The organism is uncultured Limnohabitans sp. (genome assembly GCF_937889215.1).
Classification (GTDB): domain Bacteria; phylum Pseudomonadota; class Gammaproteobacteria; order Burkholderiales; family Burkholderiaceae_C; genus Limnohabitans_A.
On record NZ_CALBEX010000555.1, the window covers coordinates 1 to 8,307 of the forward strand.

Genomic DNA, 8,307 nt, shown 5'->3' on the forward strand with positions numbered 1-8,307 from the left:
AGGATGCCCTCAAAACCCGAAGAAAAGTACTCGGCTTTGTGGTGACCGAAGGGGGTGCTCGTCATCGGCTGGTCGGGCTGCCACCGTGACCATCATCAAGCCAAAAATGGCGCTGGCCAAGTTGACCACCGACTCCATCGCATCGGACAACAAGCCCACAGAATCGGTCAGCCACCAAGCCAAGGTTTTCAGGGCGATCGTGACCAAAGCCACCAAAACCGACACCCAAAGCATGCGGGTCGGGGTCATCCAGGCGTCGATTTTTTTCATGCGCCCAGCATACCCTCGTCGGATAAACGCGCCAGGACCAAAGCCTGCGCCATCAAACCAATGTCACTTTGGCAAATTTGCGTTTACCCACTTGCACAATGTAGGTGCCCGCTTCCAACTTCAGCCCTTTGTCGCTGACCACGCTGGAATCTACACGCACGCCACCGCCTTCAATCAGGCGTCCAGCTTCGGTCGTTGAAGGTGCCAAACCCGCCGATTTGAGCAACGCCCCAATGCCCAAGGGCGCACCGGTCAAAGACACTTCTGGAATGTCTTCGGGCACACCGCCTTTGCTGCGGTTGATGAAGTCTTGTTCTGCGGTCTCGGCCGCTGCTGCGCTGTGAAAACGTGCTGTGATTTCCTTGGCCAACATGACCTTGGCGTCTTTGGGGTTGCGCCCACCTTCGACTTCTTTTTTCAAGGCCTCGATATCGGCGATGGACTTGAAGGACAACAAAGTGAACCAACGCCACATGAGGGTGTCTGAGATGCTCAACACCTTGGCAAACATGGTGTTGGCGTCTTCTGAAATACCGATGTAGTTGTTTTTGGACTTGGACATTTTGTCCACACCGTCCAGCCCTTCCAACAGAGGCATGGTCAAAATGCACTGCTGCTCTTGGCCGTATTCGGCTTGCAGGTGCCGGCCCATCAGCAGGTTGAACTTCTGGTCGGTGCCGCCCAGCTCCAGGTCGGATTTGAGTGCCACGGAGTCGTAGCCCTGCATCAGCGGGTACAAAAATTCGTGCACCGAAATCGGTGTCCCCGCCTTGAAACGGTCATGAAAATCGTTGCGCTCCATCATGCGCGCCACGGTGTACTTGGAAGCCAGCTGAATCATGCCCATGGAGCCCAAAGGCAACGACCATTCGCTGTTGTAGCGGATTTCGGTCTTGGACGGGTCCAGCACCATGCTGGCTTGCTTGTAATAGGTTTCGGCGTTCAGTTTGATCTGCTCAGGCGTGAGCGGCGGCCGGGTGCTGTTGCGACCGGAAGGATCACCGATCAGGCTGGTGAAGTCGCCAATCAAAAAGATCACCTGGTGCCCCAAATCCTGGAGTTGACGCATCTTGTTGAGCACCACGGTGTGCCCAATGTGGATATCCGGGGCTGTCGGGTCCAGGCCCAGCTTGATGCGCAAAGGCACCCCTGTGGCTTCGGATTTGGCCAACTTTTGCAGCCAGTCTTCTTTGGGGATCAACTCTTCGCAACCCCTTAGGGTTACATCCAAAGAATTCAATACCTGATCTGTGATTTGGAATTTTGTAACAGGCGTCTGATTCATAAGGGTTTTGTCTGTAGTCAATGGGGTGTAGACCGTTACAATGATTTCATAGTTTTGCTGCCTATTTTAGAGGCAGCTTGGCCGAGTTCCATGCCATACAGGCCTGCACTTGCTCTGCAGCCAAGATGACCCAAGCACCATTGATGTCCATTATTTCTTATCTTCAGTCCAAACTGATCTCCCTGCTGTTGGCGTTCTTGTTCCTGTGCACCGCGGTGTTGGGCGCATTGCTGATCGCTGCGCAACGGGTGCTCTTTTGGCTCGATGGGGAACATCCACAACTGACGCGTGCATCGCAAACGGTCGGCACTTGGTTAAGCCGTCATCCCAAAACCATCAGCACCAGCTTAACCGCCCTTTTGTTGGTCGGCGGTGGCGGTGCTTTTGCCATTGCCAATTTGGGGCCAGACATCCAAGACCAACCGGTGGTCAGCATCACCGTGCCGGTCAAGATTGCTGAACTTGAAGCACAAGCCCAAGAACTTGACCTGTTTGAAGTCAATTTGACGCGCTCAGACTTCACACTGCGTTCCGATACCCCCGAAAAATTATTGACCCGTTTGGGTTTGGTTGACAGCGAAGCCGCAGCTTATCTGCGCTCCAACCCTTTGGCGCGCCAAGCGTTGCAACAATTTGGCCGCGCTGTGACCGCCGAAGCCAACAGCCAACAAAAACTGCGCACGCTCAACGTCCGCTGGCTCAAAAACGAAACCGATGATTTTTTCCAACGCCTCGTGGTGAAACGCACACCGCAAGGCCTTCGCGCATCGCTCGAAACCTCGCCGATGAACACCAGCATTCGGATGACAGGTGGCACCGTCGTTCGCTCGCTCTACGATGCTGCTGACGAAGCGCGTTTACCGGACCCCGTCATCAACCAATTGACGCAAATTTTCTCCAACCAGATCGACTTTCACCGAACACTCCGCAAAGGTGCACGTTTTTCAGTGGTGTATGAAGTCCTGGAAGCCGATGGCGAACCCATCCGTACGGGGCGGGTGCTCAGCGCGGAGCTGCAAAACGACAACCAACGCTACGAAGCGGTTTGGTTTGAAGAGCCCGGCCAAAAAGGCAATTACTACGACATGGAAGGGAAAAGCCTGAGCCGGTCGTATTTGGCTTCTCCCGTGCCGTTTTCGCGCAAAACCAGTGGATTCACTGTCCGACTGCACCCCATTTTCAAAACGCGCATGGCCCATTTGGGCGTTGATTATGCTGCGCCCACAGGCACACCGGTCATGACCGTTGGCGATGGTGTGGTCACCTTCAGCGGACGCCAAGGTGGCTTTGGGAATTTGGTTCAAATTCTCCACAGCAATGGCCACAAAACCCTTTACGCTCACTTGAGTAAAATTTCGGTTCGCCAAGGTCAAACCGTTCAAAAAGGCCAAACCATTGGTGCTGTAGGCACGACCGGTTGGTCGACTGGACCCCACCTCCATTTTGAATTTTTGGTCAATGGTGCCCACGTCAACCCTGAAAAGATCATTCGCTTGGCCCAACCCAAGCCCATTTCGCCGTTGGCCATGTCCCGCTTCAAAGCCATCTCCCTTGAATCACAAGCGCAGCTGCAAGCCGCCGCGCAAATGAGCGAAAGCGCCATACAGTAAAAAAGGGCCCTCAGGCCCTTTTTTGATGGCTGTGTCCCGGGTCTGCACATCGACTTTGAGCCCCTGGTCTTCTTCAACCCCGTTTCGCCATGCCCCCCTCGCGTTTCATTGGCTTGATGTCAGGCACCTCCTTGGATGGTGTTGACGGCGTATTGGCCCAAATGGAACAGGGCGGCACTTTGCAGGTCCTTGCCCACGCTTTCACCCCATTTTCGACCGCCTTTCGATCGCAGTTGATGGCACTCAACCAAAGCGGCACGGACGAATTGCACCGCAGTGCGCTGGCAGCCAATGACATCGCCCGTCATTACGCCCAAGTCGTGGCAGCTTTGCTCGCTCAAACTGGCCTCGAAGCCGCACAAATCACGGGCATCGGAGCCCACGGCCAAACCGTGCGCCATCGCCCATTGGCGTTTGATGGCGATGCTTCACGCCATCAAGCCGCAGTGGGTTATACGATTCAATTGCTCAACCCCGCCCTTTTGGCCGAGTTGAGTGGCATCGATGTGGTGTGCGATTTTCGCAGCCGCGATCTGGCCGCAGGCGGGCAAGGTGCGCCCCTCGTGCCAGCCTTTCACCAAGGCATCTTTGGCCAAGCAGGCCATGGTGTCGGAGTCCTCAACATCGGCGGCATCTCCAACTTGAGCCTTCTGCACCCCGATGGCACTGTTCTAGGCTGGGACTGTGGGCCTGGCAATGCCTTGCTCGACTTTTGGTGCGCGACACATACCGGTCAAGCGTTTGACCAAAGCGGCGCATGGGCCGCTCAGGGCGTCATTGCGCAGGACTTGCTGGCGGCGTTCATGTCTGAACCTTATCTGCACGAGTTGCCTCCCAAAAGTACAGGGCGTGATCTGTTCAACCCAAACTGGCTGATGCGTCACCTGAATGGCACTGCGCGGTTTGCTGAACTGCCAGCACAGGACATACAAGCCACCTTGACTGAGTTCACGGCTGTGGCTTGTGCGCGGGACATGCTGAGGGCGGGCCAAGCTGCCCATGAATTGATCGTGTGTGGTGGCGGCGCGTTGAACACGCACTTGATGCACCGCTTGGCACACCACCTGCCCGCTTTGCAGGTGATCAGCAGTGAGCACCGGGGTTTGCCCCCCTTGCAGGTCGAAGCGGCCGCTTTTGCTTGGTTGGCCTACAAAACACTGCGCCGAGAAACCGCGAGCTTGCCAAGCGTCACGGGCGCCAGAGGCGCCCGTGTCTTGGGGGCGATTTACCCCCGGTGAGATAGCGGAGACGCTTGGCCCCCGTGGGTTCGATCAGGTCGAAAAAGAAGAGCCGCAGCCGCAGGTGGACGTGGCGTTCGGGTTCTTGATGACAAACTGAGCACCCTGCAGGTCTTCCTTGTAATCGATCTCGGCACCAATCAGGTACTGGTAACTCATCGCATCAATCAGCAGCGACACACCATGCTTGCTCATGGTCGTATCGTCTTCGTTGGTGATTTCGTCAAAGGTGAAGCCATACTGGAAGCCCGAGCAGCCGCCACCTTGCACAAACACGCGCAGCTTGAGGTCAGGGTTGCCCTCTTCGGCGATCAGGTCAGCCACCTTGGCGGCAGCGCTGTCGGTGAAGACAATCGGTTCGGGCATTTCGGTCTGGATATTTTCAGCAACAGCGCTCATGATGGTTCTCCGGTTCAATGACAAATAGTATAGCGCTTTGGTCGGGAATTACTGCCGCTCGCACACAGTAACGCTACTGGGCGCATGGGTTTTACGCCCAGCTGTACGCCCATTAAAAAAGCCGCCACGGCGAACCGGTGCGGCTTTTTGGGCGAAGCAGGAAAGCGGGTTAACGCTTAGAGAACTGCTTGCGACGGCGGGCTGAGTGGAAGCCGACCTTTTTACGTTCGACTTCACGGGCATCGCGAGTGACAAAACCAGCTTGGCTCAGCATAGGCTTGAGCGTTGCGTCGTAGTCAATCAGGGCGCGGGTGATGCCGTGGCGCGATGCGCCAGCTTGACCGGATTCGCCACCGCCGTGCACGTTGATCATGATGTCGAAAGTTTCGGCATGGTTGGTCAACATGAGGGGTTGCTTGGCGATCATGATCGAAGTTTCGCGGCCAAAGTAGGCTTGGATGTCCTTGCCGTTGACCGTGATCTTGCCAGTGCCTTTTTTCAGAAACACGCGGGCGACGCTGGATTTGCGACGGCCTGTGCCATTGTTCCATTCACCAATCATCTCAAGTCTCCTTAGATGTCCAGCACTTTAGGCTGTTGGGCGGTGTGTGGGTGCTCAGCGCCACCATACACCTTGAGTTTCTTGATCATGGCGTAACCGAGTGGGCCCTTGGGCAGCATGCCCTTGACAGCCTTCTCGAGTGCGCGGCCAGGGTGCTTGGCTTGCATGTCGCGGAAGTTGGTGGCAGTGATGCCGCCTGGGTAGCCGGAATGGCGGTAATAAATCTTGTCGATCGTCTTGGTGCCCGTCACTTTGAGTTGGGCAGCATTGATGATGACGATGAAGTCACCGGTGTCGACGTGAGGCGTGTAAATGGCCTTGTGTTTGCCGCGCAAACGGAGAGCAACTTCGCTGGCTACTCGTCCGAGGACCTTGTCGGTCGCGTCAATCACAAACCACTCGTGCACGACCTCAGCGGGTTTTGCGCTGAATGTTGTTGTCATGAGTTTTCTCTTTAAAAGAAAGGTTTGGCGGGTCCTTTTCCACGGTCGGTGCTCCTCTTTTGGGAGCCTCTTAGGTGGGAATTTGCTGCTGCCTTGCGGCAATCAGCGTCTTCGCCGCGGGACCACTGGATCGCTGCGAAGCCTTCTATTATACGAAAAATCAAGGACATGCGGACGTTATTGGTTACCATCAAGGGATGTTCAGTTACCGACACGCTTTCCACGCGGGCAACCATGCCGATGTGCTCAAACACATCACCTTGCTCGCGACCATGCGCCACCTCATGCAAAAAGAGGCTGGCATTACCCTCATTGACACCCACGCCGGGGCCGGTTTGTACCGGCTGGACGGCGATTACTCACAAAAAGGGGCGGAAGCCGAGGACGGACTCTTCAAGCTTTTGGAGGCGGCAGAAAAGCTCGACGCCCTGCCTGAGCCGGTTCAGGATTACTTGGAACAGATCGCCAGCTTCAACCCCAACGGGCAAGCCAAAATTTACCCCGGCTCGCCTTTTCTGATGCACAAACTGATGCGCCACGCCTCGCGTGACCGTTTGCGCTTGTTCGAGTTGCACCCGACCGACAGCAAATCGCTGACCTCCAACATCGCCCAGCTGGATGCCGGGCGCACGGTCACCGTGAGCCGGGAAGACGGCTTTGAAGCCCTCAAAAAGATCTTGCCGCCACCGCCTTCGGCCACCGGCTCCAAGCGGGCCATGGTGTTGATCGACCCCAGCTACGAAATCAAATCGGATTACAGCAAGGTCGCCAGCGTCATCCAGGAATACCTCAAGCGTTTTTCCACAGGCACTTATTTGGTATGGTACCCCATCATTCCCCGCCCCGAAGCGCACGACTTGCCCAAACGCCTGCGCACCTTGGCCAACCAGTCTCAAAAGCCTTGGCTCAACGCCACCTTGGCGATTGGCCGGGGTCCAGGCGATGAAGGCGGACTGGTGGCCAGCGGCATGTTCGTCATCAACCCGCCGTTCACCTTGAAAGACCAAATCCGCAAGGCGCTGGACGTGGTCGGGCCTGCTTTGGCGCGTGGATCTGGCAAAAACTGGGCTGTAGAGTCGTCTTAAGCACTCAGGGAAAGACCTGAGTTTCTGCCAAACAAATTAGCCGACCGAACGGTCGGTTAATGGGTATACTGGCAGCTGCGCCGCGATCATTCCATCCTGTTTGGCGCAGGAGAAACCCATGTACACGCAATCATTCAGCGTCCCGGACGGTTCCGAAGACGCCAAGTCGGTCGGTCTGAAAGCCGTCCCCAAAGCTTTGAGCGCCCAAGACGCTGCCCTGCAATCGGCCTTCGATGCCCGCATCGATGCCGATGGCCGCATCGAACCCCGCGAGTGGATGCCAGAGGCCTACCGCAAAACCCTGGTGCGCCAGATCAGCCAGCATGCCCACAGCGAAATTGTCGGCATGCTGCCCGAAGCCAACTGGATCAGTCGCGCCCCAAGTTTGAAACGCAAAGCGATTTTGATCGCCAAGGTGCAAGACGAAGCCGGCCACGGTCTGTATCTGTACAGCGCCGCCGAAACCCTGGGCACCAGCCGCGACCAGATGCTGGACGGCCTGCACACCGGCAAAGCCAAATACAGCTCCATTTTCAACTACCCCACCCTCAACTGGGCCGATGTCGGCGTGGTCGGCTGGCTGGTGGACGGTGCAGCCATCATGAACCAAGTGCCCCTGTGCCGCTGCTCTTATGGCCCTTATGCCCGCGCCATGGTGCGTGTGTGCAAAGAAGAAAGCTTCCACCAGCGCCAAGGCTACGAAGCCCTGCTGGTGATGATGCAAGGCACGGCCGAACAAAAAGCCATGGTGCAAGACGCCGTCAACCGCTGGTGGTGGAAGTGCCTGGCCATGTTTGGCCCGCCGGATGCCGACAGCCCCAACAGCGCACAAGGCATGCGCTGGGGCATCAAGCGCATCAGTAACGACGACTTGCGACAAAAATTTGTGGACGCCACCGTTCCGCAAGCAAAGGTGTTGGGCGTGACCTTGCCCGACCCAGATTTGAAGTGGAACGAAGCGCGTGGTCAACACGACTACGGCCAGATCGACTGGGACGAATTTTGGGCCACGGTGAATGGCAATGGTCCCTGCAACAAAGAGCGACTGGGCGCCCGCGTCAAAGCCTGGAACGACGGTGCCTGGGTGCGCGAAGCGGCTCTCGCTCACGCAAAAAAACAACAAGTGCGTCAATTGAAGGAAGCCGCATGAACACCACTGCCAACACCGCCACATTGAAAGAATGGCCTCTGTGGGAAGTCTTTGTCCGCTCCAAGCAAGGCCTGGAGCACAAGCACTGCGGCAGCCTGCATGCATCGGACTCGGAGCACGCTTTGCAAATGGCGCGCGATGTTTACACCCGCCGCCAAGAAGGCGTGAGCATCTGGGTCGTGCCCTCGGCCAACATTTCGGCGAGTGAGCCCAACGACAAGCCCGAATTCTTTGACCCGGCCAGCGACAAGGTGTACCGCCACCC

At 56.7% G+C, this 8,307-nt stretch carries 9 protein-coding genes and 1 pseudogene; 5 read left to right on the top strand and 5 right to left on the bottom strand.

Annotation, left to right across the window (positions count from 1 at the left end; all coding sequences use genetic code 11):
* Both Q0341_RS13965 and tyrS read right to left on the bottom strand, forming a co-directional pair.
* Window positions 1–270 (bottom strand): annotated as a pseudogene (locus tag Q0341_RS13965) (cation transporter); the annotation flags it as partial.
* A 52-nt stretch (window positions 271–322) separates the two neighbouring features.
* Window positions 323–1,555, bottom strand: a complete 1,233-nt coding sequence (gene tyrS, locus Q0341_RS13970) for a tyrosine--tRNA ligase (RefSeq protein ID WP_299514536.1) — start codon at window positions 1,553–1,555, stop codon at window positions 323–325.
* A 143-nt stretch (window positions 1,556–1,698) separates the two neighbouring features.
* Here tyrS and Q0341_RS13975 point away from each other — a divergent pair, with 143 nt between their 5' ends.
* Entirely contained in the window at window positions 1,699–3,165 is a 1,467-nt protein-coding gene (locus tag Q0341_RS13975) for a M23 family metallopeptidase (RefSeq protein WP_299514539.1), read from the top strand.
* Between the two features lie 89 nt (window positions 3,166–3,254).
* On the top strand, window positions 3,255–4,403 hold the full coding sequence (locus Q0341_RS13980) for an anhydro-N-acetylmuramic acid kinase (RefSeq protein WP_299514541.1): 1,149 nt from the start codon (window positions 3,255–3,257) through the stop codon (window positions 4,401–4,403).
* A gap of 33 nt (window positions 4,404–4,436) precedes the next feature.
* Here Q0341_RS13980 and erpA read toward each other — a convergent pair whose 3' ends face one another.
* From erpA to rplM, 3 genes are all read right to left on the bottom strand, one after another.
* Window positions 4,437–4,802, bottom strand: a complete 366-nt coding sequence (gene erpA / locus Q0341_RS13985) for an iron-sulfur cluster insertion protein ErpA (RefSeq protein WP_299514544.1) — start codon at window positions 4,800–4,802, stop codon at window positions 4,437–4,439.
* Between the two features lie 169 nt (window positions 4,803–4,971).
* A complete protein-coding gene (rpsI, locus tag Q0341_RS13990) occupies window positions 4,972–5,364 on the bottom strand; it encodes a 30S ribosomal protein S9 (protein WP_019431016.1) in 393 nt (130 codons plus the stop codon).
* A gap of 11 nt (window positions 5,365–5,375) precedes the next feature.
* Window positions 5,376–5,807 (bottom strand): 50S ribosomal protein L13, encoded by a 432-nt coding sequence (gene rplM / locus Q0341_RS13995; protein WP_019431015.1) that lies wholly within the window; start codon window positions 5,805–5,807, stop codon window positions 5,376–5,378.
* Window positions 5,808–6,004: 197 nt separating this feature from the next.
* Here rplM and rlmJ point away from each other — a divergent pair, with 197 nt between their 5' ends.
* From rlmJ to paaB, 3 genes are all read left to right on the top strand, one after another.
* Window positions 6,005–6,892: a 23S rRNA (adenine(2030)-N(6))-methyltransferase RlmJ gene (rlmJ, locus tag Q0341_RS14000; protein ID WP_299514551.1), complete on the top strand. Its 888-nt coding sequence runs from the start codon at window positions 6,005–6,007 to the stop codon at window positions 6,890–6,892.
* Between the two features lie 118 nt (window positions 6,893–7,010).
* Entirely contained in the window at window positions 7,011–8,042 is a 1,032-nt protein-coding gene (gene paaA / locus Q0341_RS14005; protein ID WP_299514553.1) for a 1,2-phenylacetyl-CoA epoxidase subunit PaaA, read from the top strand.
* Window positions 8,039–8,307 (top strand): 1,2-phenylacetyl-CoA epoxidase subunit PaaB (gene paaB, locus Q0341_RS14010; protein ID WP_299514555.1); only part of this gene is annotated, 269 nt, incomplete at its 3' end. The genes paaA and paaB, both read left to right, overlap by 4 nt.